The organism is Curtobacterium sp. SP.BCo (assembly GCF_051903265.1).
Lineage (GTDB): Bacteria > Actinomycetota > Actinomycetes > Actinomycetales > Microbacteriaceae > Curtobacterium.
Map to the genome: position 1 here is coordinate 1,205,096 of NZ_CP194337.1, position 24,072 is coordinate 1,229,167.

The following is a 24,072-nucleotide window of genomic DNA, read 5'->3' on the forward strand; positions in this document are numbered from 1 at the left end:
GTGACCGGACCGTTATTCCGAGTCGGTGACGACTCGTTCCGGATGCACCCCGGATCGGGCTTGCAGTTGACGCAGCGTCAACCTCTACCGTCGTCTGCATGAGGGATTCGACAGACACGACCGGCGCAGCTGCGAAAGCGCCGCACGGCATCGCCGAGGTGGCGCGTTCCGCAGGCGTGTCGAGCCGCACGCTGCGGCACTACGACGCGATCGGGCTGCTGCCCGCGACGGCGGTCGGTGACGGCGGACTCCGCCGCTACGACGACCGCGCGCTCGTCCGGCTGCAGCGGATCCTGCTCCTCCGCGGACTCGGACTCGGGCTGCCCGAGATCCGACGGGTCCTCGACGGGGAGCAGGACGACGTCACGGCCCTCACCGCGCACGTCGCCTGGCTCGAGCGGGAGCGGGACCGTCTCGCCCGGCAGCTCGCGGCCGTGCGCACCACCATCACCAGGATCGAGCAGGGAGAGGACATGAACGCCACCGACACGTTCGACGGGTTCGACCAGACGAAGTTCAAGCAGGAGGTCGAGGAGCGCTGGGGTGCCGACGCGTGGGACCGCGGCGCACGCTGGTGGGAGTCGAAGGACGCCGACGCCAAGCGGGCCTTCCAGGCCGAGCAGCGGGCGATCGCCGAGGACGCCGCGGCGCTCGCCGCCTCGGGTGCTGCTGCCGACTCCGCCGAGGCCGACGCGCTCGCCCGACGCCAGTTCGCCTGGCTCGCGCAGGCCACGCCGCCGGCGGAGCTCACCGCGGACCGGTTCCGCACGCTCGCCGACATGTACGTGCAGGACGAGCGGTTCACGCACGCCTACGAGTGGGCCGGTGCGGGCGCGTCCCGCGCACTGCGGGACGCGATGCACGCGCTCGCCGACCGCGGCCTGTAGGCGCGGCGCGGCGCGGCGCGGCGCGGCGCGGCACGGCGTGGCGTGGCGTGGCGCGGCCCGGCCAGCGCGGCCGGGCCGGCCGGCGCGAGCGCGCGTGGTGCGGCGCGAGCCGGAACGGCACAACGGGGACCGGCTCGAACCACGGACTTCCGTGGTTCGAGCCGATCTCGGTCGTCCGCGCGCACGGTCGCCGGCGGACTGCCGGGAGGCACGGGTCGTCCCCGTCCGTCGGCGGGGGGCCGTCAGAGGGACTTGCGCAGTGCCTCCAGGCCGTCGCGCAGGCGCGTCACGGTGTCCGCGGTGAGCGTGCCGCGGGTCGCACGACGACGGAGGTCCGATCGGACCTGCTGCCGGAACGACGACAGGGCCATCTCGACCTCGCGGAGGGCTCGCGCCCCCTCGGACGGCACGTCCACCGGGTCGTCGGCGGTCCGGCCACGCGGTGCCTGCGCACTCGCGGCGAGGTCGGCGCGGAGGGACCGCATCGCCTCGCCCACCGAGGCGCGGACGCCGTCGGCGAGGGACTTCACCGAGTCGTTCACGCCGTTCTCCACCGCGGCGATCTCGTCCGCACGGGCGTCGAGCTCGGTCCGACCGGCCTCGGTGATGGCGTAGACGGTCTTCCGGCCGTCCGCGGTCTTCGAGACGAGGCCTTCCTCTTCCAGCTTGGCGAGCCGCGGGTACACGGTGCCGGCGCTCGGGACGTAGGTGCCGCCGAAGCGGTCGCCCAGGGCCTGGATGACCTCGTACCCGTGCATCGGGTGGTCGGCGAGCAGGACGAGCAGGTACAGGCGCAGGTGGCCGTGGGCGAAGACGGGGCTCATTCGACGACCTCCGTGTCCTCGAACGCGGGTGCCTGCGGTGCCGCGTGCAGCACCGCGATGTCGCCGGAGACGGAGTTCACCCGGAGGTCCAGCCACTGGCCGGACAGCTCGCCGCCCTGCTTCACGTAGGACCCGCGGACGCCCCGGATCTCCGAGTCGTCGAACTGCAGCTTGCCCGAGGCCGTGCTCACGGTGCACTGGTAGGGCACGCCGTCCTCGAGTCGCACGCTCACCGACCCGGAGACCGTGTTCACGCGTGCCGAGTCCGGGGTGCCGTGCAGGTCGAGCACGACGTCCGCGCTCACGCCGTCAGCCGAGAACCGCGGGATCGACCCCGTCGCCACGACGTCGCCGGACACGGTGTGCACGGTCAGGGCGCCGTCGAGCTCGCGGATCGTCGTCGTGCCGGACACCGCGTTGACCGTCACGTCGCCCGCCACGTCGTCGACGACGAGGTCACCGGACACGGTGTTGAGGGTGGCTCCGCGGTTCGTGCCGGAGAGCAGGGCGCCCGCGGAGACGGCACCGATCGTGACGATCGCGTCGCGGGGGACCAGCACGCTGACGTCGGCGTGGGCCTTGCCGCGGAAGGACTTGAGGAACCCGATCGGGTCGTCCCAGCGGACCTGGGGGTGGTCGATGGTGAGGGTGTCGCCGTCGAGCTCGATCTTCATCGGCTTCCCGGACACGCTGTGCACCTCGACGCGGGCGGTCGGCTCGTCGTGCGCGACGACGTCGACCTGACCACCGGCGAGGCCGACGCGCACGCGCCGCACGATCCCGGTGTCGATCACCTTCGGCTCCTCGACGAGCCACTTCTCCTGGGCCATGTTGCCTCCTCGAACTCGCGATGTATCGCGTCTGTTGAAGACACGTTATATCGCGAGTCGCGAGTGTGCAAGCACGTCGTGGACGTCCTGTCGGCGTCAGCGTGCCGTTGCCCCCGGATCGTGAGCAGGAACCGTCGGGTCGGGTCGCGCGACCCGACCGTTCCTGCTCACGAAGCGGGCGTGGCGGGGGCGGGGCGTGCCTCCAGGCCGGTGGTCGCGGAGCGGGCCGTGCGTTCCGGGCTCCAGGGGAAGCGGCGGAACACCGGCATCAGCGGCTGCACCATCGGACCGATCGCGAACGCCGCGATCACGGTGCCGGCCCCGACGTCGCCGCCGAGGAACCAGCCGACGATCACGACGGACACCTCGATGACGGTCCGCGCGACCCACACGGGCCAGCCGAGGCGCTCGTGCAGGCCGACCATCAGGCCGTCGCGCGCGCCGGTGCCGAAGCCCGCACCGATGTAGAAGGCCGTCGCCACCGCGAGCAGCAGCAGCCCGGCGATGAACAGCAGGACCCGACCGACGAGCTCCGACGGGCTCGGCACGAGCCAGAGCACCAGGTCGGCCGACGGCCCGATGGCGAGCGCGTTGAGCAGCGTGCCGATGCCGGGCTTCTGCCGCAGCGGGATCCAGAAGAGCAGGATGACGCCGCTCGACACCACGGTGATCACGCCGAACGACCACGGCACGACGTGCTCGAGCCCCTCGGTGAGCACGGTCCACGAGCTCACCCCGACGACGGCGCGGACCTGCAGTGCCGTCGAGGCGCCGTAGAGGAACAGACCGACGAAGAGCTGGACGAAGCGGAGCGTGCGTGCGGTCGAGCGGGACATGGGTCGATCGTGCCCACGATTGGACTGCCCGTCGAGAGCCAATCGCGCTACCGTGGATCCATGCCACCCGTCCTCCTCAGTGCCCGGTCCGCCGCGCTCCTCCTCACCGACTGGCGTGCCGGCACCGACGCGCCGGCGTACGAGGCGCTCTCCGACGCCCTCCGCGTCCTGGTCATCGACGGCCGTGTGCCGCAGGGCGTCCGGCTCCCGGCCGAACGGGGCCTCGCCACGGCGCTCGGGGTCTCGCGCACCACCGTGGCGAACGCGTACTCCCGGCTCCGCGACGACGGCTTCGTGGTGTCGGTCCGTGGCTCCGGCAGTGTGGTCCACCTGCCGCGCGAGCTCGCCGGACGACCGGACCCCGAGCGGCTCGGCGGGGTGGTGTCCGACGACCTGCTCGACCTCCGCAAGGCGGCGCTGCACGCGGCTCCCGGGATCCCCGACGCCGTCGAACGGGCGATGCGACACGTGCCCGCAGCGCTCGCCGGGATCGGGTACGACACCGTCGGCGACCCGGGACTCCGCGCGGCGATCGCCGACCGGTACACCGAGCGGGGGTTGCCGACCGACCCCGCGCAGATCGTGGTCACCATCGGCGCGCAGCACGCCATCGCCCTGCTCGCCCGGGTGCTCGTCCGCCGTGGCGACGCGGTGCTCGTCGAGTCCCCGACCTACCCGCACGCGCACGAGGCCTTCCGCGAGGCCGGTGGGCGACTCGTCGGCGTGCCCGTCGACGCCCGGACCGGGTGGGACGCGGCAGCGCTCGAGACGACGCTGCGACGGACGGCGCCGGCCGTCGCCTACGTGATGCCCGAGCTGCACAACCCGACCGGGGCGACGATGTCGGCGTCGACGCGGGAGCTGCTGTTGTCGGTCGCCGCCGCGACGGGGACGACGGTGATCGCGGACGAGACGATGGGGGAGCTCCGGATCGACGGGGTGCCGTCGCTGCCGTTGGCGGCTGGCGGTGCTGGCGGTGCTGGCGGTGCCCGCGGTGCCGGCGGTTCCGGTTCCGCCGGTCCCGTCGGTTCCGCCGGTTCTGCCGGTTCTGCCGGTTCCGCCGGTTCCGTCGTGATGATCGGGTCGGCGGACAAGGTCTTCTGGGGCGGCCTCCGCATCGGGTGGATCCGGGCTGCGCCCGAACTCCTGCACCGACTGCTCCTCGCCCGCCCGACCGGCGACCTCGGCACGCCCGTCCTCGACCAGCTGGTCGCGCGGGAGCTCGTCCCCCGTACGGCGGCCGTCCTGGAGGCGCGGCGCGAGTACCTGCGGCAGGGTCGCGACGACGTCGTGGGTGCGTTGCGCACGCGGCTCCCGGAGTGGGACGTCCCGTCACCGGCGGGCGGGTTGACGACGTGGGTGGGGCTCGGCCGACCGGTGTCGAGCGCGCTCGTGCTCGCTGCTCGGTCCGAGGGTGTGGTGCTCGCGTCCGGTGGGGTGTTCGGACCGGACGGCGGGTTCGAACGGTTCCTGCGCGTGCCCTTCACGATGCCGCCGGCGGACCGGGTGCGGCTCGTCGACGTGCTCGAGCGGTCGTGGGCGCGGATCGGTGGGGACGCAGCGGGCGTGCGGGGGTCCTTGGCCGCGGTCGTCTGAGGCGGGCTGCCCGGTCCCGGGGTCATCCTCGGGGGTGACCCCTGGGCGGGGATCTCGCCCCGTGGGGTGATGTGCCCTGGCCGGTCGGCCCGGCAGGCTGCTCGCATGGAGACGACCATGACCCGCCAGGCGCCGGCAGCGACCCCGCGTGCGGTGGTCCCGCCCGCGGCCCGGGTCTCGATGGCGCTGACCGGCGGCCTGCTCGCCGGTGTGCTGACCTCGTTCGGCCAGGCGGTCCCGGGGCTGTCCTCGGTCGCGAACTCCGCCGGGCCGTGGTTCGTCGTCGCGGCCGCGCTGTGCGTCCTCGCCGGGGTCCGGGCGGGCCGGGTGGCCCTGCCGCTCGCGATGCTCCTCGGCGTCGCACTCCTCGAACTCATGCACGTCGGCTACTGGGCGACGACGAACCTCCGCGGCTCCCCGGACGTCCTGTCGATCACCAGCTTCTGGGTCCTGATGGCGGTCCCGGCCGGGGCGCTCGCCGGAGCGGTCGCCGTGACGGTCCGTTCCCCGGACGTGCGGTGGCGCGGCGCCGCCCTCGGCGTCACGGCCGCCGTGCTCATCGGCGAGGGGGTGCGGGCGCTGCTGCAGGTGGTCGCCACGACCGGCCCCGTGACCTGGATCGTCGAGATCGCGGTCGGCGTGGTCGTGCTCGTCGTCGCCGTCGTGACCGCGAGGACCCCGCTCGGACGGGTCGTCGCGCTCGGGACGGGTGTGCTCGGGACCGTCGGCGTGCTGCTCGCGTACCTGGCCCTCGGCGGCTGATCCCGCCGCAGGAGTCGTTCTCCACAGATCCCGCCGTCCACGTCCGCGCACGGGTGTGTCCTGCAAGGATCGGACCGTGCACTTCCTCTCCGTCTTCAGCCTCCGCAACCGGGCCCTCATCGCGCTCGTCACGATCGTGGTCGCGGTGTTCGGCGGCATCGCGCTGACGAGCCTCAAGCAGGAGCTGATCCCGAGCGTCCAGTTCCCCCAGGTCGCGATCGTCAGCGCGTACCCGGGCGCCACGCCGGAGGTGGTGTCGAACGACGTCTCGACGAAGATCGAGCAGGGCATCCAGGCGGTGCCCGACCTGAAGTCCACGACCGCGACGTCGTCGACCGGACAGAGCGTCGTCTCCGCCGAGTTCGCGTACGGGTCCAACCTGGCGAGCGCCGAGGACAAGATCCAGACGGTCGTCAACGCCCTGTCCCTGCCGGACTCGGTGCAGACGCAGATCGTCACGGGGTCGTTCGACGACCTGCCGGTCCTCCAGCTCGCCGTCTCCGCGAAGGGCGACCAGGAGCAACTCGTCGACCGGCTGAACGCCACGGCGATCCCCGACCTCGAGAAGCTCGACGGTGTGCGCGAGGCCGACGTCTACGGCAACCCGGGCCGCCGCGTCGTGATCACCCCGGACGAGACGGCCCTCGCCGGCCGCGGCCTCGGGCAGACCGCCATCTCGGACGCCCTCGACGACAACGGCTCGCTCATCCCCGGTGGCACCATCACGCAGGACGGCACGACGCTCTCCGTGCAGACGGGGCAGCGCATCGCGTCCATCGCCGACATCGAGGCGCTGCCGCTCACGGGCGGCACGAGCGCGACGACCATCGGCGACGTCGCGAAGGTCGCGATCCAGGAGTCCCCGCGCACCTCGATCAGCCGGGTCGACGGCGAGCAGGCGCTGACGATCGCGATCACGAAGACGCAGGAGGCCAACACCGTCGACGTCTCCACGACCGTGCGCGACGCCCTGCCCGGGATCGCGGCGAAGATCGCCGGCGACCCGAAGATCACCGTCGTGTTCGACCAGGCGCCGTACATCCAGCAGTCCATCGACTCCCTCGCCGAGGAAGGTCTGCTCGGCCTCGGCTTCGCGGTGATCGTGATCCTGCTGTTCCTGCTCTCCGTGCGCTCGACGATCGTCACGGCCATCTCGATCCCGACCTCGGTGCTGCTCGCCGCCATCGGGATGCGGGCAGCCGACTACACGCTGAACATCATCACGCTGGCCGGTCTGACGATCGCGATCGGCCGCGTGGTGGACGACTCGATCGTGGTGATCGAGAACATCAAACGGCACCTCCAACCCGGCGTCGACCGGCGGCAGGCGGTGCTCGACGGCGTGCGCGAGGTCGCCGGTGCGGTGACGGCGTCGACGGTGACCACCGTCGTGGTGTTCCTGCCGGTGGCGTTCGTGGCGGAGCTGGTCGGGGAGCTCTTCCGCCCGTTCGCGCTCACCGTGACGATGGCCCTCGTCGCATCCCTGATCGTCGCCCTGACGATCGTGCCCGTGCTGGCGTACTGGTTCCTGCGCGCCCCGAAGGCGCACAAGCACGCCGGGCCGACCCCGTCGGGGAGCCCGGCCGACACGCCTGCCGGCACCGTGCCTCCCGGCCCGTCGGCGACCACCGGAGCACTCGCGTCCGCAGCGGACCTGCACGACGCCGCAGCGCCGGACCGTCTCCGCCGCGGGTACCAGCCGGTGCTCCGCTGGGTGCTCCGCACGCCGTGGACCGTGCTGGTGCTCGCGATCGTGGTGCTGGGCGGCACCGCGGCGGCCCTGCCGTTCGTGAAGACGAACTACCTCGGCGACTCCGGGCAGAACACGTTCACGGTGACGCAGGACCTGGAACCCGGCACCAGTCTCGCCGTGCAGTCCGACGAAGCGCGGAAGGTCGAGCGGCAACTCCGCGCGGTGGACGGCGTCGAGACGGTGCAGACCACCATCGGCACGAGCGGGCAGTCGATCCAGGCGGCGTTCGGCGGCGGGGCCTCCGCGTCCGTGCAGTACGCCGTGACGACGGACGCCGACGTCGACCAGGCGCGCATCCAGTCCGACACCCGCAAGCGGCTGAACGCCCTCGACGACGCCGGCGAGCTCACCGTGGCGTCGGGCGGCGGAGGCTTCGGCGGCAGCAGCGACATCGAGGTCGACGTCACGGCCCCGAGCCAGTCGCAGCTCCGGACCGCCGCCGACGAGGTCCTGCGCGAGATGCGCAAGGTCGACCACACCACCGGTGCGTCCAGCAACCTGTCGTCGGCGGAGCCGTACCTCGCGGTCCGGGTCGATCGGTCGAAGGCGGCCGCGCTCGGCCTGACCGAGACCCAGGTGGGCGGGATCGTCGCCGCTGCCGTCTCACCGCGTGACACCGGCACGGTCGAGATCGACGACGCATCGCTCGACGTCTACATCGCCGCGTCCGACCCACCGACGACCACCAAGGCGCTGCAGGACCTGTCGATCCCGACACGGACCGGCGCCGTGCCGCTGTCGGACGTCGCGACGGTGGAACGCGCCGAGGGTCCGACGACCGTGACCACCTCGGACGCCGTCCGCACCGCGACCATCACCGTCACACCGGACGCCACGAACCTCGGGGCCGCGGTGCAGTCCGTCACCGCCGCGGTCGACCGGCTCGACCTTCCCCAGGGCGCGTCCGCGACGATCGGCGGGGTCGCGTCCAGCCAGTCGTCGGCGTTCAGCCAGCTGCTGCTCGCCGCCCTCATCGCGATCCTGATCGTCTACGTGGTGATGGTGGCGACGTTCCGCAGCCTGCTCCAGCCGCTCCTGCTGCTCGTCTCGGTGCCGTTCGCCGCGACCGGGGCGATCCTGCTCCAGATCGCCTCGGGCATCCCGATCGGCGTCGCGTCCCTCATCGGTGTGCTCATGCTCGTCGGCATCGTCGTGACGAACGCGATCGTCCTCATCGACCTCGTCAACCAGTACCGACGGCGGGGGCTCCGCGTCCGCGAGGCCCTGGTCGAAGGCGCCACCCGTCGTCTCCGGCCGATCCTGATGACGGCACTCGCGACGATCTTCGCGCTCGTGCCGATGGCGATCGGGCTCACCGGCAAGTCCGGGTTCATCTCGCAGCCGTTGGCGCTGGTGGTCATCGGCGGGCTCGTGTCGTCGACACTGCTCACCCTCGTGGTGCTGCCGGCGTTGTACTTCGTGGTGGAGCGAGCACGGGAGCGGCGGGCCGACCGGCGTGCGGAGGCAGCTGCCGACTAGCGGCGGTACTCGGCGTCGATCGCCGCGATGGGGTCTGTCGAGGCGGGCGTGGCGATCGCGGCCGGCGTGCGGGGGCTGTCCTCGCGCTCGACGGCACGGAACCACGACACGAGCACGCAGGTGAGCGTGACCAGGAACACGATGCCGGCGCCCTGCGACAGCACCGTCATCCGACCGGTCACGGCCGCGTAGCCGCCGAAGGCCACCGTGGCGGTGAACGACAGCCCCAGCAGGAGCTCGGCGAACGTCTGCAGCGACGAGTGCCGCTCCCAGCGGGTGGCGTCGGCGCGAGCAGGGCGGGTCGAGGTGTCGGTCACCCCGGAAGTCTGCGCTGCCGGGCGTCGAGGCGGCAGTCCCGACTCCGGGTGCCACCCGCCCGGGGCACGCGGCCGGCGCGGTTCCCCGCCCGGGCGGACCGGCCCGGGCCGGCCCCGGCCGCGGCCGAGCTTCGGCCTGGCGGACAGTCTGCGTGTGCCGGCGTCTGTGAAGTGTCCGGTGGCCGAGCCTCGGCCCGAGTCTCGGGCTCAGCGACCGTTTTCGCGCCCGCCGCCGCGAGAAGTGTCGCCTACCCCGAGTCTCGCGGCACGGGCCGCCACCGCAACCGGCCCGGCCCCGGCCCCGGCCGCGGCCGCGGCCGAGCTTCGGCCTGGCGGACAGTCTGCGTGTGCCGGCGTCTGTGAAGTGTCCGGAGGCCGAGCCTCGGCCCGAGTCTCGGGCTCAGCGACCGTTTTCGCGCCCGACGCCGCGAGAAGTGTCGCCTACCCCGAGTCTCGCGGCACGGGCCGGGGCCGGGGCGGGCTGGGGCCGAGCCTCGGCCCACCGCGACCGCCCTCAGCCCAGCTGCCGCCGCAAGAACGTCGCCACACGCTTGCTCATCGCCTCGTCGAGCTGCGCGATCGAGTGGGCCGACCCCTCGACCGCCACGAAGGTCACCGGCACGTCGTGCTCGCGCAGGGTCGCCGCGAACTCCTGCGACTCCCAGAGCGGGATGAACTCGTCGGTCGAGTGCCCGATGAAGAACGGCGCCGTGTCCGAGGTCACGTGGTACTCCGGCGACGCACGGGTCGCCGCCGGGCAGTTCGCGTACGTCCGGCACCCGAGGTAGAGCAGCTGCTTCCGCTGGAACGACGCCGAGACCCCGTCCGACCGGGTCGACCGCGCCGTCAGGTTCGTCGGTCCGCTGAGGTCGACCACGGCCCGGATGCGGTTCCCGGCGGCGTACTCGGTGGAGTCGTGGTCGGTGACGGCGAGCATCGCGGCGAGGTTCCCGCCGGCGCTGCCGCCGAACACGCCGACCCGCTTGCTGTCCACGTCGTAGGTCGACAGCGTCGACGGGCGGAACACGAAGTCGAGCGCCCGCCGGACGTCGTCGAGCCCGGCCGGGAACGGGTCCGTCGGGGCGAGGCGGTAGTCGACGTTGAACGTGACGAAGCCCTCGGATGCCAGGTACTTGCACACCGACCGGTACGCGGCCGTGGCCTTGTCGCCGTGCGACCAGCTGCCGCCGTGGATCATCAGGACGGCCGGGCGTCCGTCGGCGACCGGCGCGGCCACGGCGGTGGCTGCACCGGCGTCCCCGGCGTCATCGGACCGAGCGCCGTCCGCCACAGCGCCAACACCGGCGTCCCCGGCCCCAGCCCCTGATCCGGCGGCGGCCGCAGGCGCGCTCGACTGAGCTGCCGCCGTCGGCGAGCCCGACGGAGCAGCAGCCGTCGGCGTGGCCGTCGTGTCCGGCCGGCTGTCCGCCGGCAGGCACACGTCGAGCCGCTGCAACGCGTCCGACCCGTACGGCACGTCGGCGACCACGTCGATGCCGTGGTACCGCAACGACAGCGGGTAGATGACCGTGTCACCGGTGACCGTGCGGTTCTCGTCCCCGGTGGGGTCCGCGGTGCACGACGCGACCGCGCCGAGCGCCACGACCGCGGCGACGAGCGCGAGCAACGTGCGACGGCCTGACCTCATCACGTCAACGGTAACGCCGTGGTCCGGCGCCGACGTCCACCCGGGGGAGGAACCGTCGCGCCGTTGCGTCCTCCCGAGGGACCAACCACCACGGCCCACCGCGAACCGCCACACGAACCAGCGCGGACCGCCACACGAACCAGCGCGGACCGCCACACGAACCAGCGCGGACCGCCACACGAACCAGCGCGGACCGCCACACGAACCAGCGCGGACCGCCACACACCAACCACCACAGCCCACCGGACGGACCCGCACCCGCGGTGCCAGGATGAGAGTCGACCCCGCAGGAGGACCCGTGAGCCGTCGCAAGGCCTGGAACGCCGACCCCGAACCGCTGCTCCGCGTCGAGGAGGGGTTCCGTCTCGGTGACGTCGACCCCGACGGCACGCCGGGCTTCCCCGGTCGCAAGATCGACGGCCTCGAGGCGCTCGCCGCCGGTGCGTCCCGGCTCTCCGCGCTCCAGGAGCGGCTCTGGGCTGCGTCCACCGCAGGGGACCAGCGGCGCGTGCTGCTCGTCCTGCAGGCGATGGACACCGCGGGCAAGGGCGGCATCGTCTCGCACGTGGTCGGCGCGGTGGACCCGAACGGCGTGCACTACGCCGGGTTCAAGGGCCCGACCGCCGAGGAGCGCGAGCACGACTTCCTGTGGCGCATCGAACGGCGGCTGCCCGGCGCGGGCCAGCTCGGGGTGTTCGACCGCTCCCACTACGAGGACGTCCTCATCCAGAAGGTGCGCGCGTTCGCTCCGCCGGAGGAGATCGAGCGCCGGTACGGCGCCATCGTCGACTTCGAGGACGGGCTGGTGGAGCAGGGCACGAGCATCGTCAAGGTCATGCTGCACATCTCGAAGGACGAGCAGCGCGAGCGCCTCGGTGAACGACTGGACCGTCCGGACAAGCACTGGAAGTTCAACCCGGGCGACATCGACGAGCGCCTGCTGTGGGACGACTACCAGGCCGCGTACCAGACGGTCTTCGACCGCACCTCGACGGAGCGTGCGCCGTGGTACGTGGTCCCCGCGAACCGCAAGTGGTACGCCCGGCTCGCCGTCCAGCAGCTCCTGCTCCGTGCGCTCGAGGGCATGCAGCTCACGTGGCCCGCAGCGGACTTCGACGTGGCTGAGCAGCGACAGCGGCTCGCCGAGTCCTGACCCGACGAGCGGGCCGGGAGGCGCGGGTCGCCCCCGCCGGACGCCTCGCGTCCGCGACGGGGGCTGGTATCGGGGCGCCACGTCGCGTAGACTCGGTCGGTCGGCCTTCGACGCCGTGACATTGCGATCACGGAGTTCAAGTTTGGGTGTGTGTTGCTCGAGGGCTGGATTCACGTCGATCCGCGACGGGAAGAACCCCCTCTCCGCACTGAGCCCCCGCCGATGTCGCTGCCGGGCACTGCGGACGTCTGCACCCCGAGAAAGTAGCCATGGCCCCGTACAACAAGGGCGGCGCGGACAACCGTGCCTCCGACCGTGTCCGCCACCCGAACGGCACCCCCGCCGCCCGCAGCAGCAAGCACCGCGGCTTCCGCGCCGCCGAGCCGTCGGCCCCGCGCCAGAAGCAGCGCTGGGACGCCGAGGAGCGTCGCAACCGTTCGTCGCAGGGCGAGCGGCCCAGCCGGCCGAACTGGGAGCCGCGCGACGGCGGCCAGGGACGCCCGCAGCGGGATGACCGTGGCGGCCGTCGCTTCGACCGGGACGACCGCGCCCCGCGTCGCTTCGACCGGGACGACCGTGCTCCGCGTCGTGACGACGACCGCGCGCCCCGCCGCTTCGACCGTGACGACCGTGCCCCGCGCCGTGACGACGACCGTGCTCCGCGTCGCTTCGATCGCGACGACCGCGCGCCCCGCCGCTTCGACCGTGACGACCGTGCCCCGCGCCGTGACGATGACCGCGCACCCCGCCGGTTCGATCGCGACGACCGCGCCCCGCGCCGGTTCGACCGTGACGACCGCGCACCCCGCCGGTTCGACCGTGACGACCGCGCTCCGCGTCGCGACGACGACCGCGCCCCGCGTCGCTTCGACCGTGACGACCGCGCACCCCGCCGGTTCGACCGTGACGACCGTGCCCCGCGCCGCTTCGATCGCGACGACCGTGACCGCACCGAGCGCAAGCCCTTCGTCCCCGCGGACGACGTCAAGCTCGAGAAGCTCCAGGCCGAGGCGACCGTCGCGGCCGACGTCGAGGGCGTGACCTTCGGCGACCTCGGCATCGGCGGCAACATCTCCCGCGCCCTGCAGGAGCTCGGCGCCAGCAGCCCGTTCCCGATCCAGGCAGCGACGATCCCCGACGTGCTCGCCGGCAAGGACGTGCTCGGCCGTGGCCGCACCGGTTCCGGCAAGACCATCGCCTTCGGTGCACCCCTCGTCGAGAAGCTGATGGAGAACGGCGGCGGCACGAAGCGCAAGATGGGCCGCGCCCCGCGTGCGCTCATCCTCGCGCCGACGCGTGAGCTCGCCCTGCAGATCGACCGCACCGTGCAGCCGATCGCCCGCTCGGTGGGCCTCTTCACGACGCAGATCTACGGCGGCGTCCCGTACGGCCGTCAGGAGGGCGCGCTCCAGCGTGGCGTCGACATCATCGTCGGCACGCCGGGTCGTGTGCAGGACCTGATGAACAAGGGGAAGCTCGACCTCAGCGAGGTCGTCATCTCCGTGCTCGACGAGGCCGACCACATGTGCGACCTCGGGTTCCTCGAGCCGGTGCAGGAGATCCTCTCCGCCACGGCCGAGGTCACCCCGGCGGGCAACCGCGCCCAGAAGCTGCTGTTCAGCGCGACGCTGGACGCGCAGGTGGCCTCGCTCGTCGAGGAGTTCCTGCACGAGCCGAGCGTCCACGAGGTCGCCGGCGAGGACCAGGCGTCGTCGACGATCGACCACCGCGTGCTCGTGGTCGAGCAGCGTCAGAAGGACCAGCTCCTCGAGGAGCTCGTGGCCGGTGAGGGCAAGACGATCGTCTTCGCCCGGACCCGTGCCTACGCCGAGCGTCTGGCGGACCAGTTCGAGGACGCGGGCATCCGTGCGACCTCGCTCCACGGCGACCTGAACCAGTCGCGCCGCACGCGGAACCTCCAGCTGCTCACGAGCGGCCGGGTGAACGTGCTCGTCGCGACGGACGTCGCCGCCCGTGGCATCCACGTGGACGACGTCTCGCTGGTGGTGCAGGCCGACGCTCCGGACGACTACAAGGCGTACATGCACCGTTCGGGCCGCACGGGTCGTGCCGGCAAGGAGGGCACCGTCGTGACGATCGTCCCGCGCAGCCGTCGCCGCAAGATCGAGGGCATCCTCGAGCACGCGGAGATCGAGGCGGAGCTCGTCGACGCCGCTCCGGGTGACGGGATCGTGGCGGAGCTCGCCGCGCGCTAGTCGCGAGCGGACGACGAACGGGAGCGTGCCCCGCTCAGCAGCGACGCGAAGCGTTGCGCGGGGCACGCCGACCGAGCCTGCGAGGGAGGAGTGCCAGCTGGCACCGCGCCTCCCGTCCGTCGTCGTGGTGCGCACCCACCGCCTCAGCGGTTGAAGAACAGCAACCCGCGCACGTAGCCGGCCTGTCCGGCGTGCTGCGTGCAGTCGTCGAGGATGCTGACGAGTCGCGCGCCCCGCGTCACGGGCGGGTCCCACGCGTCGTCGACCACGGGGTCGAAGTCCTCCGGAGCGAGCGTCCCGACGTAGGCGACGGTGCGGTCGTGCACGGCGCGGAGGTACCCGACGAGCAGGTCGGCGGAGGCGCGCACGCGCCCGACGTCGTCGCGGGACATGCCGTACCCGAGTGCCTCGGCGGGGAACGGCAGGCCGAACCGCTCCACCCAGCCGTCCGCGGTCCACACCTGCTCGGTGCCGGCGAGGTCGGCGATCTGGGCGTCCTGCCCGCGGGCGATGTGCCACGCGAGCCAGGCGAGCGTGTTCGCGCCGGCGGCCGGCCGTGCGGCCAGCTGGTCCTCCGAGAGTCCGTCGACGGCGCGTTCGACGGTCGACGGGATGCGCGAGAACGCTTCGACGAGGAGTCCTGAGGGGGTCATGCCCGCCACGCTACGCGCGGGCGGAGTGTGCTGCGAGCACCGCGTCGAACGACTCGAGCATCGTGGCCAAGGCCCCCATCTGCTCCGCCGGGACAGCGCTGGTGAAGGCCTGACGGTAGACGTCCTTGACCTCGTCGACGACACGGGAGCCCTCGTCGAGGATGACGACCTCGACGCTCCGCCGGTCGTTCGGGTTGGGGATGCGTCGGACGAGGTCGCGCTGCTCGAGTCGGTCGATCAGGGACGTCATCGCCCCCGTGGACAGGCCGAGGGAGGCGGTTGCCTCCTTCGGCAGGACACTGCCGCCGGGCCGTGCGGCGAGGGAGAACAGGAAGCGGAGGTCGGTGAGTCCGAGTCCGCGCTGCGAGGCCTCGGCGGAGACGAGCCGGGCGTGGTGGATCTGCAGCCGTCGGTAGACCTCGAGCACGCGGTCGAGGTCGGTCGACGGCACCGCGCCGCTGACCGGAGACGCCGGCGACGGCGAACCGACGGGGACGGCCGGGTCGACGGGGCCGGTGGGGATGGCGGAGACGGCGGAGCCGTCCGGCAGCACGGCGGTCACCGGGCGGACCTGCCGGAGGCGGTCCGGGATCGCCGGTCCAGCTCGGTCCCGATCCGGTCGAACGCCCCGGCGAGGCGGCCGCGGTCGGCGGGGGCCACGACCTCGCGGAAGGCGGACGTGTACACGGCGCCGATCTCCCGGGCGATCTCGGCGCCCGAGGGCGTGAGGTGGATGAGGATGCTGCGCCGGTCGGACGGGTTCGGGCGGCGCTCGATGTGGGCGCGCTTCTCGAGCCGGTCGATGAGCGAGGTCATGGCGCCCGTCGTGAGCTCGAGGTACTCGCCGGCCTGCTTCGGGGTGAGTCCCTCGCCGTCGGCCGCCGCCAGGAAGAACACGAAGCGGGTGTCGGTGGCGTTCAGCCCTCGGACGGAGCTCTCGTGGTGGAGGACGCGTGCGTGCTGCATCTGGAGCACGCGGAACGCGGTCATCAGTTCCGCGAGGTCGGTGTCCGGCGCAGCCTCCGGGACGCCGACGGTGGGGGAGACCGGGGCGGGCGGGAGCTGCGTGGGGATGGGCTGCGCGAGCGCCGGGGTGGGCTGCGCGAGCGCGGGGGCGGTGTCCGTCATCTGGCGGCTTCCTCGGGTGGGTGATCGTGGGCGCGATCGGCAGGACGGCACGGATGCCGTCGAACTGCACGGCGCCGTCGTGCTGCTCATTCAACAAGTATCTCAACCGTTCACGTACCCCCAACAGTGGGGACATTGCTCTCCTTGTGAGCAGCACGATGACTGAGTAGCTTGATGATCGTACCAACCACGGCACCGAAGCGACCAACCACCGCGGACTCGGCGCCACCCTCGGATCAGGAGCACCGCAATGTCCCGTGTCACCCCTCGCGCCGCCCGTCTCGCCGCCTGGATCGCCGTCCCCGCCGCCCTCGTGGCCTCCGGGGTCGTCGTCTCCACCGCGTCCTACTCGGCCTTCTCGGCCACCACCGTCAACCCCACGAGCAACTGGACCGCGGGCAGCGTCGCCCTCACCGACGACGACAACAACACAGCGCTCTTCTCCGCCACGGGCCTCAAGCCGGGGTCGACCGGTGCGAACTGCATCACGGTCACGTCCACCGGTTCGCTCGCCTCGACCGTGAAGCTCTACGGGACGAACCCCTCCACCACGAACGCCCTCGCGAGCAACATCACCCTGCAGGTCGAGCAGGGCACCGGCGGCGGCTTCGGGTCCTGCACCGGGTTCACCCCGGCCGCGACCAACGGCACGCTGTACAACGGCACGCTCGCCGCGTTCGGCACCGGCTCGACGAACTTCGCCACCGGCCTCGGCACGTGGGCCCCGACCGGCACCGCCTCGGAATCCCGCGTCTACCGCTTCACCTACACCGTCTCGAGTGCCGCGCCGAACACCGTGCAGGGCGGCACCGCGTCGATCGGTCTCACCTGGGAGGCCCAGAACAGCTGAACGGATCCGGCGGGAGCGTGGTCAGCGCTCCCGCCCCCCGCTCTCCGGTGACGTCCGGGACCGGACCCGATGCGGTCCCGTCCGTCACCTCCGAACGCGCCCCCGGTCGAAGGCAGTCATGGTCAGCATCGCAGTGCACGGTGGTCCGACACCGCACGACGTGCTCCGTGACGCCGTCGACTGGGGGCGCATCGTCGTCGCCACGCTCGCCCGGGGCGTCGTCGCGACGCTGCTCGGGCTGGCGCTCTGGGCCGCCGCCCCCGCGGTCATCGGGTGGCAGCCGACGACCGTGATGACCGGTTCGATGGAGCCCCGGCTCACGCCCGGGGACGTCGTCGTGTCCCGACCGGTGTCGGGCGACGACCTGCGGACCGGCAGGATCCTGCTCGCCGACGACCCCGACCAGCCCGGGCACCTGCGCATGCACCGGTACGTCGAGGACGGCCCCGGAGGCACCCTCGTCACGAAGGGCGACGCCAACCCGCAGCCGGACTCGACGCCGCTCGAGCGGTCCGCCGTGCACGGGATCGCGTTCCTGCGGGTACCGGTCGTCGGCACGCCGGTCCTCTGGATCCGGAACGGTGACTGGGGCGGGATCGGTCTCCTCGCCCTCGGGCTGGTCGCGCTGCTCGCGCTCTGCACGGTGGACGGCTCGCTGCGCCGCCTGGCGGACGCGGACGCGGACGCGGAGACGGACAGGGACGACGGCGGCGGGCCGGGAGACGGGCCCGATGACGGCCTGGAGGCGCGGGACGGCGCCGTCACGGGCCTCCCGTCCGACCCGCCCGCCTTCCCGAGCCGCTGTGCCGCACGCGCGCACGAACGGCGTGCGCGGCGGTTCCGCCGCCTCGGCGGCACGGCGGCGGTCCTCGTCGTCGCCGGCGGGCTCGGCCTGGTGCTGCCCGCGCAGGCGACCGCGGCGCCGTGGTCGACGAGGACGTCCGCAGCGGCGTCGTTCGGCGCCCTCACGGTGCCGCCGGCGACGGCTCTCACCTGCACCGCGAACGGGGACGGCTCGGTGAACATCGGCTTCGCGTACAGCGGTCCGGCGGCGTCGTCGTTCTCGGTGCTGAGCGGCAGCACCGTCCTGGCGTCCGGCGCGACATCGCCGGTCCGGGTGGTCGGGTCCGGCCTCCTCAACCTCGGCCAGGTCTCCACCGTGACCGTGCGGGTCACGTCCGACGGCAACTGGACGTCGACGAGCACGGCGACGACCCGCATCCAGACGGCGCTCCTCGGCGCGAACCTCAGCTGCGCCTGACGGGCGGGGCTCCGCAGCGCCGGACGTCCGCAGCGCTGGTTCTCCGCACCGCCCGTTCTCCACAGCGCCCGTTCTCCACAGCGCCCGTTCTCCACAGGGCCCGTTCTCCACAGGGCGGCCGCGAGGCGTCCGGGGATGTCCCCGGCCGGCGCTACCGTGGCGGCATGCGCATCCTGCACACCGGCGACTGGCACCTCGGCCGCACGCTGCTGGGTGCCGATCTCCTCGGGCACCAGGCGGCGTTCACCGACTGGCTGGTCGACCTCGTCCGCGCACGGTCGATCGACCTGGTGGTCATCGCGGGCGACGTCTACGACCGGGCGATCCCGCCCGTCGACGCGGTCCGGATCCTGTCCCGCGCGCTGGAGCGCCTCGCCGAGACGACGACGGTCGTCCTCACCCCCGGCAACCACGACTCGGCCGCGCGGCTCGGGTTCGGAGCGGGCGTGATGGCCTCCCGCGTGCGCATCCTCGCCGAACCCGCCGGCATCGCCACTCCGGTGCTCGTCGACGACCCGGCCGGCGCGGTCGCCGTCTACGGCATCCCGTACCTGCACCCCGACCTGACCCGGTACGCCCTCGCCGCGGTCCCCGACGAACCCCTGCCCCGGTCGCACCAGGCCGTGGTCGGCGCCGCGATGGACCGCGTCCGCGCCGACCTCGCCGAGCGCCCGGGCACCCGCAGCGTGGTCGTCGCGCACGCGTTCGTCGGCGGCACCGAACCGAGCGACAGCGAACAGGACATCCGGGTCGGCGGCGTCGACCGGGTCGCCGAGTCCGTGTTCGACGGTGTCGACTACGTCGCGCTCGGGCACCTGCACGGCCCGCAACGGGTCGGACCGGGCGACCGCATCCGGTACGCCGGGTCGCCGCTGGCGTTCTCCTTCGGCGAGCGGAACCAGCAGAAGTCGGTGACCGTCGTCGACCTCGACGCCTCGGGCGCCGTGACGGTCGAGCTCGTGCCCGCTCCGGTGCCCCGCCGACTCGTCGACGTCCGCGGCGGGATCGACGAGATCGAGTCCGGCGTGTTCCGGTCGGCTGCGGACGCCTGGGTCCGGGTCGCCGTGACGGACACCGTGCACCCCGAACGGATGTACGCCCGGGTGAAGCAGTGCTTCCCGCACGCCCTCGCGGTCACCCACGAGCCCACCGACCGGGGCGAGCGCGTCGCCGCCCGGGCCGTCACCGCCACGTCCGACCCGGTCGAGGTCGCCGCCGACTTCGTGGCCTTCGCGACCGGGGCGACGCCGGATCACGACGACCACGCGATCCTGACCGAGGTGTACGAGGCAGCTGCGGCCGCCCTGCAGCGTGAGGGGGACCGCTGATGTACCTGCACCGCCTCGAACTCCGCGCGATCGGCCCCTACCCGGACACGGTGTCCATCGACTTCGCCGCGCTCGCCGCCTCCGGGGTGTTCCTGTTGGAGGGGCCGACCGGATCGGGCAAGTCGACGATCATCGACGCGGTGGTGTTCGCCCTGTACGGCGGGCTCGCCGGCGCCGACGCGAGCAACGACCGGCTCCACAGCCAGCACGCCGACCCGGCCGTCGAACCGTACGTCGAGCTCGTCTTCGAGACGGGTGCCGGCGTGTACCGCGTCCGGCGCACCCCGCAGTACGACCGACCGAAGCAGCGCGGGTCGGGGACCGTCAAGCAGCAGGCGTCCGCCCAGCTCCTCCGGCTCGCCGGTCCGTCCAACGCCGTGGGAGAGCCGATGTCGTCGCGCATCCCGGAGGTCGGCGCCGAGATCACCCGGATCGTCGGGCTCGACAAGGCACAGTTCCTGCAGACCGTCGTGCTGCCCCAGGGCGAGTTCGCGCGGTTCCTGCGGTCCCCCGGTGAGGAACGGCGCAAGCTCCTGCAGTCGCTGTTCGGCACCCAGGTCTACGACCGGACGGCCGACGAGCTCGCCGCCCGCCGCCGCGCCGTGCAGGCCGAGGTGGAGGGTGCCGACGCCCGGGTGCGGGACGCCCTGAACCGGTTCGCACAGGCAGCGGGCGTCGACGAACCGGACGAGTCCGACGTCCCGGCCACCGTCGCCGCGCTGCGGTCGGCTGCGGTCGCTGCCGAGACCGCTCGGGCAGCTGCTGCCCGGGCCGCCACCGACGCCGCCGTGCACGAACAGACCGTCACCGCACGGATCGCCGCACGCCATCGCCGCACGGAGCTCCTGCGTCGCCGAACGCTCCTCGACGACGACGCGCCGCGGATCGACGCCGCTCGGGCTCGTCTGACGCTCGCTGAGCGCGCAGCCCGGGTCGCTGCCGTCGCCGACGGACTCGACGCCGCCCGTGCCCGCTCGGCGACGGCGACCGAGGCCGCTCGGGACCTCCGGGCCCGGCACGGGGTCACGGCCGTCGGCGAGGAGCTCGTCCGGCAACGCGCCGACGTCGCCGAGTGCCTGGCATCGGTCCGTCACCTCGTCGCGACCGAGGCAGCGGTCCCCGGACGACGTCAGGCGATCGTCGACGCCGGGGCCCGCGGCGAACAGCTCGCGGCGCGTCTCGCCGAGCTCGACGCCGCGCTCGAGGAACGACCGGCAGCACGGGCACGTGTCGTCGAGGCCGCCCGCGCCGCCGCCGCCCTCGCCGCCGGTGCCGAGGCCGCCCGGCTCGAGGTCGAGCGCGTGCAGCGGATCCGGGCCGACCTCGCGGCACGCGGCACCGTCGAGCGCCGGGTCAGGGAAGCCGAACAGACGGTGACGGATGCCCGGGCTGCGGCGTACGCGCTCGTCCGGACCGAGCAGCAGCTGCGCGAGCGCCGGATCGCCGGGCTCGCCGGTGAGCTCGGCGCGGCCCTCGATCCGGGGGACCCGTGCCCGGTGTGCGGTGCGACCGAGCACCCCGTCGTGGCCGTCCCGCAAGCGGACCACCCCACGACCGAGGCCATCGACGCCGCCGGGGCCGCTGCCCGACGTGCGGAACAGGACCTGTCCGACGCCGCCACGGTGCTCGCGGTCGAGCGTGCCGATCTCGAACGGCTCACGCTCGTCCTCGGTGACACCGACCAGGCGGCCGTGGACGCGCTCGCAGTGGCGGCTGCCGCGCGCGTCGAGGGAGCCCACGACGCGTCGGTGCAGGTGCGTGACCTGGAACGGCAGCGAGCGGCCCACGACGAGCAGACCCGTGCCCTCGAGCGGCAGCGGAACGAGGTCGACGCGGAGCGTGCCGTGCTGGCCGGTTCCGCCGCCGCCGACACCGAACGGCTCGACCAGGACGCCGCTGCCGTCCGGCGCGCCGTCGAGCGGGTCGCCGGACACCTGCCCGACGCGCCGGACACCCTGCGGTCCGGCGTCGAACGGCTGGACGCCCTCGTCGCCAGGCTCGATGCCGTGGCACAGGCGGACGCCCGAGCGAGCGTCGCGGCTGACGACGTCCGGGAGCGGACCACCGACGTCGCCCGTGTCCTGTCGGAGCAACGGTTCGACGACGTCGCAGCCGCACGGGCGGGGCTGGTGACGGAAACGGACGCAGCCGCCCTCCGGAACGCCGTCGCGGTCGCCGAGCGGGAGCGTGCCGTCGTCGAGGCCGGGTTCGTGGAGCCCGCGGTCGTGGCAGCGGCCGACGACACCGACCCCCTCGACCCGGACGGTGCGCGCAACGCGACGGAGCAGGCCGCGGCGACCGCCGACGAGGCGACCCGCGTCGCGACGTCGACCGGCGACCGGGCCGACGCCGCCGAGCGGTGCGCCTCCGACCTCGCCGCGGCGGTCCGTGCGCGCGACGACACCTCGGCGCGCAGCCGCGCGGTGGTCCGGCTCGCCGACGTCGCCGCGGGGGTGACGACGGTCAACCCGAGCGGCATCACCCTCGGCACCTACGTGCTCATGCGTCGCTTCGAGGACGTCGTCGCCGCGGCCAACGACCGGCTCCGCGCGATGCTGGCGGGCCGGTTCACGCTGGAGACCTCCGACGAGCGGGAGTCCGGGTCGCGGTCACGGCGGACGGGCCTCGCCCTCGCCGTGCACGACCAGACGACCGACACCGTGCGTGATCCGCGGTCCCTGTCCGGCGGCGAGACCTTCACGGTGTCGCTGTGCCTGGCGCTCGGGCTCGCCGACGTCGTGCAGGCCGAGGCCGGCGGGGTGTCCCTCGGCACCCTGTTCGTCGACGAAGGCTTCGGCACGCTCGATCCCGAGACCCTCGACGACGTGATCGGGCAGCTGTCCCGCCTGACCGCCGGTGGCCGGCAGGTCGGGATCGTCAGTCACGTCGAGGAACTCAAGCAGCGGATCCCGGAGCGGATCGCGGTGCGCCGGACCGCCGAGGGTGGTTCCCGGGTCACGACGACCGTCTGACGGTGGTCCGGGGACCCGGCGTCAGGGCGACGGCGAGACGTCCACGGTGCCGTCCGGCGGCGGCAGGATGTCCGCCGCCACCCACGGGAACACCCAGGTGAACAGGACGAACACGATCGCGGCGAGGAGCACGAGCAGCTCGATCACCTTGAGGGCGGTCGGACCGGGCAGGATCCGCCAGACGAACGGGAAGATCACTTCGGCGTCTCCGAGAGTTCCTTCGGGGTGCCCTCCGACGCGGGCATCCAGTAGTCGAGTTTCGCGTGCGTCACGAAGCGCTCCTTGGCGGACCACATCGGGTGGCAGGCGGTCAGGGTGAGCCAGCGGTCGTCGGCGGTCGGCTCGACGCCGGGCTTGTTCGGCACCGGCGCGATGGTCTCGATGTGGTCCGGCGTGACGATCTGCGAATCGGTCACCTTGTAGACGTACCAGACGTCGAACTTCGTCTTCGCGTCGGTCACCCGGACGACGACGGAGTCGCCCTTCTGCAGCTCGGCGATCTGGTTGAGCGGCTTGCCGTAGGTGACGCGGTGCCCGGCGACGGCGAAGTTGCCCTCGGCCCCCGGCATCGCGGTGTCCTGGTAGTGCCCGAGCCCGATGGTGTTGAGGACCTTCTCCCGATCGGTGCCCTCTCCGATGGGGCGGTCGTAGTCCTTGCCGAACCGGGGGATCTGCATCGTGCCGAACACGTCGGTGACGTTCGGCGGCTCGGCGAGCACGGGTGCCGCGCCGCGGTGCTCGGTGCCGGTGCCTGCGGTCGTCTTCTGCCCGAGGTCGTCGACCAGCTTCGTCTGCGCGTTCACGGCGACCACGTCGGTCCACCACGCCGTCCACACCACGTAGAGGCCGGTCCCGGCGCCGGCGATGATGAGCAGCTCGGCGATGAGCGACACGATCGCCCCACCGACGGTCTGCCGGGGACGCCGCGCTCGGGTCGGGCGTGCGCCGGCACCGTCACCGTCGCGGCGCGACGGGAGTGTCTCGTGTGCGGTCACGGGGCTCCTGATCCGGGTGGGGTGGTCGGACAGGTCTATCAGATCACGACGACGCGGCCGTGACGGTGTTCTGCACAGCACCGTTACCGTGAAGCAATGCAGCATGCGTTCCGTGCTTTCACGCCAGCCGACACCGAGTCCGTCGTCGCCCTCTGGGAGGCCTGCGGCCTCGTCCGCCCGTGGAACGACCCGCGACGGGACATCGCCCGGAAGCTGACCGTGCAGCCGGAGCTGTTCCTGGTCGCCGAGGACGAGCACGGCGAGGTCGTCGGCGCCGGGATGGCGGGGTTCGACGGGCACCGTGGGTGGGTGAACTACCTCGCGGTGCGGCCGGACCTGCAGGGCGGCGGGCTCGGGCGTGCGTTCATGGCCGAGTTCGAGCGGCTCCTGACGGACCTCGGCTGCCCGAAGCTCAACCTGCAGGTGCGTGCCGGCAACGAGCAGGTGATCGGGTTCTACGAGTCCCTCGGGTACGCGGACGACCGCACGGTCTCCCTCGGCAAGCGCCTGATCCCCGACGCCTGACCGCCCGCGCCGGCCGAGGCTCGGCTCCGCGGACGGTTCGCGGGTCCCGGACGCCGCAG

The 24,072-nt window shown here is 73.0% G+C and carries 21 protein-coding genes; 11 read left to right on the forward strand and 10 right to left on the reverse strand.

Going from position 1 to position 24,072, the window contains the following annotated elements; translation table 11 throughout:
• The first annotated feature begins 98 nt into the window (after positions 1-98).
• Positions 99-887, forward strand: coding sequence for a MerR family transcriptional regulator (locus tag ACRQ4B_RS05815; RefSeq protein ID WP_439693745.1), 789 nt, complete (start codon positions 99-101; stop codon positions 885-887).
• Positions 888-1,129: 242 nt separating this feature from the next.
• Here the strand turns inward: ACRQ4B_RS05815 and ACRQ4B_RS05820 are convergent, their stop codons facing one another.
• The 3 genes from ACRQ4B_RS05820 to ACRQ4B_RS05830 all read right to left on the reverse strand — a co-directional run bounded on the left by ACRQ4B_RS05820 (position 1,130) and on the right by ACRQ4B_RS05830 (position 3,377).
• On the reverse strand, positions 1,130-1,711 hold the full coding sequence (locus tag ACRQ4B_RS05820) for a PadR family transcriptional regulator (protein WP_439693746.1): 582 nt from the start codon (positions 1,709-1,711) through the stop codon (positions 1,130-1,132).
• Positions 1,708-2,541: a DUF4097 family beta strand repeat-containing protein gene (locus ACRQ4B_RS05825; RefSeq protein WP_439693747.1), complete on the reverse strand. Its 834-nt coding sequence runs from the start codon at positions 2,539-2,541 to the stop codon at positions 1,708-1,710. Before ACRQ4B_RS05825 ends, ACRQ4B_RS05820 begins: the two co-directional genes overlap by 4 nt.
• A 167-nt stretch (positions 2,542-2,708) precedes the next feature.
• Positions 2,709-3,377, reverse strand: a complete 669-nt coding sequence (locus ACRQ4B_RS05830; RefSeq protein WP_439693748.1) for a YczE/YyaS/YitT family protein — start codon at positions 3,375-3,377, stop codon at positions 2,709-2,711.
• Positions 3,378-3,437: 60 nt separating this feature from the next.
• Here ACRQ4B_RS05830 and ACRQ4B_RS05835 point away from each other — a divergent pair, with 60 nt between their 5' ends.
• From ACRQ4B_RS05835 to ACRQ4B_RS05845, 3 genes are all read left to right on the forward strand, one after another.
• On the forward strand, positions 3,438-4,973 hold the full coding sequence (locus ACRQ4B_RS05835; RefSeq protein WP_439693749.1) for a PLP-dependent aminotransferase family protein: 1,536 nt from the start codon (positions 3,438-3,440) through the stop codon (positions 4,971-4,973).
• 105 nt (positions 4,974-5,078) lie between these two features.
• A complete protein-coding gene (locus tag ACRQ4B_RS05840; protein WP_439693750.1) occupies positions 5,079-5,735 on the forward strand; it encodes a DUF6518 family protein in 657 nt (218 codons plus the stop codon).
• 76 nt (positions 5,736-5,811) lie between these two features.
• Complete coding sequence (locus ACRQ4B_RS05845) at positions 5,812-8,967, forward strand: efflux RND transporter permease subunit (RefSeq protein WP_439693751.1); 3,156 nt, start codon at positions 5,812-5,814, stop codon at positions 8,965-8,967.
• Here ACRQ4B_RS05845 and ACRQ4B_RS05850 read toward each other — a convergent pair.
• Both ACRQ4B_RS05850 and ACRQ4B_RS05855 read right to left on the reverse strand, forming a co-directional pair.
• Positions 8,964-9,284: a hypothetical protein gene (locus ACRQ4B_RS05850; RefSeq protein ID WP_439693752.1), complete on the reverse strand. Its 321-nt coding sequence runs from the start codon at positions 9,282-9,284 to the stop codon at positions 8,964-8,966. The two genes, ACRQ4B_RS05845 and ACRQ4B_RS05850, sit on opposite strands and share 4 nt — an antisense overlap.
• Positions 9,285-9,798: 514 nt before the next feature.
• Positions 9,799-10,932, reverse strand: a complete 1,134-nt coding sequence (locus tag ACRQ4B_RS05855) for an alpha/beta hydrolase (RefSeq protein ID WP_439693753.1) — start codon at positions 10,930-10,932, stop codon at positions 9,799-9,801.
• 271 nt (positions 10,933-11,203) lie between these two features.
• On the opposite strand from ACRQ4B_RS05855, the gene ACRQ4B_RS05860 reads away from it, so the two are divergent.
• The gene (locus ACRQ4B_RS05860; RefSeq protein WP_439693754.1) at positions 11,204-12,085 is read left to right on the forward strand and encodes a PPK2 family polyphosphate kinase; all 882 of its coding nucleotides are present in this window, start codon (positions 11,204-11,206) and stop codon (positions 12,083-12,085) included.
• Positions 12,086-12,354: 269 nt separating this feature from the next.
• On the forward strand, positions 12,355-14,301 hold the full coding sequence (locus ACRQ4B_RS05865) for a DEAD/DEAH box helicase (RefSeq protein ID WP_439693755.1): 1,947 nt from the start codon (positions 12,355-12,357) through the stop codon (positions 14,299-14,301).
• A gap of 143 nt (positions 14,302-14,444) precedes the next feature.
• On the opposite strand, the gene ACRQ4B_RS05870 is transcribed toward ACRQ4B_RS05865, so the two are convergent.
• The 3 genes from ACRQ4B_RS05870 to ACRQ4B_RS05880 are packed head-to-tail and all read right to left on the reverse strand — an operon-like array spanning position 14,445 to position 16,082.
• Positions 14,445-14,954 carry a mycothiol transferase gene (locus ACRQ4B_RS05870; protein WP_439693756.1) on the reverse strand — a complete coding sequence of 170 codons (510 nt, stop codon included), beginning with the start codon at positions 14,952-14,954 and terminating at the stop codon, positions 14,445-14,447.
• Positions 14,955-14,964: 10 nt separating this feature from the next.
• Positions 14,965-15,516 carry a MarR family winged helix-turn-helix transcriptional regulator gene (locus ACRQ4B_RS05875; RefSeq protein ID WP_439693757.1) on the reverse strand — a complete coding sequence of 184 codons (552 nt, stop codon included), beginning with the start codon at positions 15,514-15,516 and terminating at the stop codon, positions 14,965-14,967.
• Positions 15,513-16,082 carry a MarR family winged helix-turn-helix transcriptional regulator gene (locus tag ACRQ4B_RS05880; RefSeq protein ID WP_439693758.1) on the reverse strand — a complete coding sequence of 190 codons (570 nt, stop codon included), beginning with the start codon at positions 16,080-16,082 and terminating at the stop codon, positions 15,513-15,515. Before ACRQ4B_RS05880 ends, ACRQ4B_RS05875 begins: the two co-directional genes overlap by 4 nt.
• A gap of 250 nt (positions 16,083-16,332) precedes the next feature.
• Between ACRQ4B_RS05880 and ACRQ4B_RS05885 the strand changes: the two genes are divergently transcribed.
• The 4 genes from ACRQ4B_RS05885 (at position 16,333) to ACRQ4B_RS05900 (ending at position 22,493) form a co-directional block, all read left to right on the forward strand.
• On the forward strand, positions 16,333-16,932 hold the full coding sequence (locus ACRQ4B_RS05885; protein WP_439693759.1) for a hypothetical protein: 600 nt from the start codon (positions 16,333-16,335) through the stop codon (positions 16,930-16,932).
• 118 nt (positions 16,933-17,050) lie between these two features.
• Positions 17,051-18,193, forward strand: coding sequence for a S24/S26 family peptidase (locus ACRQ4B_RS05890; RefSeq protein WP_439693760.1), 1,143 nt, complete (start codon positions 17,051-17,053; stop codon positions 18,191-18,193).
• A gap of 164 nt (positions 18,194-18,357) precedes the next feature.
• Positions 18,358-19,521 carry an exonuclease SbcCD subunit D gene (locus ACRQ4B_RS05895; protein ID WP_439693761.1) on the forward strand — a complete coding sequence of 388 codons (1,164 nt, stop codon included), beginning with the start codon at positions 18,358-18,360 and terminating at the stop codon, positions 19,519-19,521.
• Entirely contained in the window at positions 19,521-22,493 is a 2,973-nt protein-coding gene (locus tag ACRQ4B_RS05900) for an AAA family ATPase (RefSeq protein WP_439693762.1), read from the forward strand. Before ACRQ4B_RS05895 ends, ACRQ4B_RS05900 begins: the two co-directional genes overlap by 1 nt.
• A gap of 21 nt (positions 22,494-22,514) precedes the next feature.
• Here ACRQ4B_RS05900 and ACRQ4B_RS05905 read toward each other — a convergent pair whose 3' ends face one another.
• A complete protein-coding gene (locus tag ACRQ4B_RS05905; RefSeq protein ID WP_439693763.1) occupies positions 22,515-22,691 on the reverse strand; it encodes a hypothetical protein in 177 nt (58 codons plus the stop codon).
• A complete protein-coding gene (locus tag ACRQ4B_RS05910; RefSeq protein WP_439693764.1) occupies positions 22,688-23,488 on the reverse strand; it encodes a class E sortase in 801 nt (266 codons plus the stop codon). Before ACRQ4B_RS05910 ends, ACRQ4B_RS05905 begins: the two co-directional genes overlap by 4 nt.
• A 96-nt stretch (positions 23,489-23,584) precedes the next feature.
• Between ACRQ4B_RS05910 and ACRQ4B_RS05915 the strand changes: the two genes are divergently transcribed.
• Positions 23,585-24,013 carry a GNAT family acetyltransferase gene (locus ACRQ4B_RS05915; protein ID WP_439693765.1) on the forward strand — a complete coding sequence of 143 codons (429 nt, stop codon included), beginning with the start codon at positions 23,585-23,587 and terminating at the stop codon, positions 24,011-24,013.
• Positions 24,014-24,072 lie beyond the last annotated feature (59 nt).

Bases quoted from the DNA above. Each gene is read 5' to 3' on its own strand.
- ACRQ4B_RS05815 (WP_439693745.1), top strand. From the start codon at position 99: ATGAGGGATTCGACAGACACGACCGGCGCAGCTGCGAAAGCGCCGCAC.
- ACRQ4B_RS05820 (WP_439693746.1), bottom strand. From the start codon at position 1,711: ATGAGCCCCGTCTTCGCCCACGGCCACCTGCGCCTGTACCTGCTCGTC.
- ACRQ4B_RS05825 (WP_439693747.1), bottom strand. From the start codon at position 2,541: ATGGCCCAGGAGAAGTGGCTCGTCGAGGAGCCGAAGGTGATCGACACC.
- ACRQ4B_RS05830 (WP_439693748.1), bottom strand. From the start codon at position 3,377: ATGTCCCGCTCGACCGCACGCACGCTCCGCTTCGTCCAGCTCTTCGTC.
- ACRQ4B_RS05835 (WP_439693749.1), top strand. From the start codon at position 3,438: ATGCCACCCGTCCTCCTCAGTGCCCGGTCCGCCGCGCTCCTCCTCACC.
- ACRQ4B_RS05840 (WP_439693750.1), top strand. From the start codon at position 5,079: ATGGAGACGACCATGACCCGCCAGGCGCCGGCAGCGACCCCGCGTGCG.
- ACRQ4B_RS05855 (WP_439693753.1), bottom strand. From the start codon at position 10,932: ATGAGGTCAGGCCGTCGCACGTTGCTCGCGCTCGTCGCCGCGGTCGTG.
- ACRQ4B_RS05860 (WP_439693754.1), top strand. From the start codon at position 11,204: ATGAGAGTCGACCCCGCAGGAGGACCCGTGAGCCGTCGCAAGGCCTGG.
- ACRQ4B_RS05865 (WP_439693755.1), top strand. From the start codon at position 12,355: ATGGCCCCGTACAACAAGGGCGGCGCGGACAACCGTGCCTCCGACCGT.
- ACRQ4B_RS05870 (WP_439693756.1), bottom strand. From the start codon at position 14,954: ATGACCCCCTCAGGACTCCTCGTCGAAGCGTTCTCGCGCATCCCGTCG.
- ACRQ4B_RS05880 (WP_439693758.1), bottom strand. From the start codon at position 16,082: ATGACGGACACCGCCCCCGCGCTCGCGCAGCCCACCCCGGCGCTCGCG.
- ACRQ4B_RS05885 (WP_439693759.1), top strand. From the start codon at position 16,333: ATGTCCCGTGTCACCCCTCGCGCCGCCCGTCTCGCCGCCTGGATCGCC.
- ACRQ4B_RS05890 (WP_439693760.1), top strand. From the start codon at position 17,051: ATGGTCAGCATCGCAGTGCACGGTGGTCCGACACCGCACGACGTGCTC.
- ACRQ4B_RS05895 (WP_439693761.1), top strand. From the start codon at position 18,358: ATGCGCATCCTGCACACCGGCGACTGGCACCTCGGCCGCACGCTGCTG.
- ACRQ4B_RS05900 (WP_439693762.1), top strand. From the start codon at position 19,521: ATGTACCTGCACCGCCTCGAACTCCGCGCGATCGGCCCCTACCCGGAC.
- ACRQ4B_RS05915 (WP_439693765.1), top strand. From the start codon at position 23,585: ATGCAGCATGCGTTCCGTGCTTTCACGCCAGCCGACACCGAGTCCGTC.